At 67.1% G+C, this 668-nt stretch carries 1 protein-coding gene; it reads left to right on the top strand.

Annotated elements, in window-relative coordinates; genetic code table 11:
* A partial coding sequence (locus tag LPA54_RS34490; protein ID WP_228984586.1) for a hypothetical protein occupies positions 1–344 on the top strand: 344 nt, incomplete at its 5' end.
* Positions 345–668: the final 324 nt, after the last annotated feature.

The raw sequence follows: 668 nt of genomic DNA, 5'->3' as shown, positions 1-668 counted from the left end.
GTCAGGAACGCGCGAACGAGCGGAACGAGGCAGAAGCCTTGGACCGAACAGCGGCCCTGGCCCGCTCCTACGCGCGCGAGGTGACGGCAGCCCCGAATGGCTTCCCCGGCCAAGAAGCCGTTCGGGATATCGCCGAGCGGCACGACGGCAGGCTTCTCTCTTACGCGCGGTCGGAGGACTCGCTGACCACCACCGTCCGCTTCTTCGGAGAGTACGAGGACACGAGCATGTTCGGCGTGTCGCACTCCCGGGCCTACCAGTGCTACTCCGTCGTGCTCCGGAAGGGGACCGAGGGCGTGCCACAGGCGAGGATGTCTCCGCTGGAAAGGTGCGACGTCATGTGATCCACGTACTGCCAAGCACACCGAATGCGCGCACAGTTAAGTACGCTCCACGACGTTCCTCAGGCGGGAAACGGCACACAACGTGTGGTCAGCTGTGCCAGTGCTCGGACCGGCCGTGCCTGTGACCCCAGCAGCCGGCCGAGCGGCCGGGTGGTGGTATCCCCCTTGGCGCGGATGTGCTGGGCCACCGTCTCGGTGCAACTGCGGTCGGCCCTGCTCATCTTCCGCGACGACGTCAGCACAAGGGCGCCGGTGCTGGATGCCAACTGCCCCATTCGTCCGGCGGCGTCAGTGGGCCGTGCCATCGACGAGCTCGGCCAGCTC

The organism is Streptomyces sp. DH12, from assembly GCF_020873895.1.
Taxonomy (GTDB): Bacteria; Actinomycetota; Actinomycetes; order Streptomycetales; family Streptomycetaceae; genus Streptomyces.
Note: the sequence above shows the minus strand (reverse complement) of the source record. Positions and strands in the feature narration are given on the sequence as shown.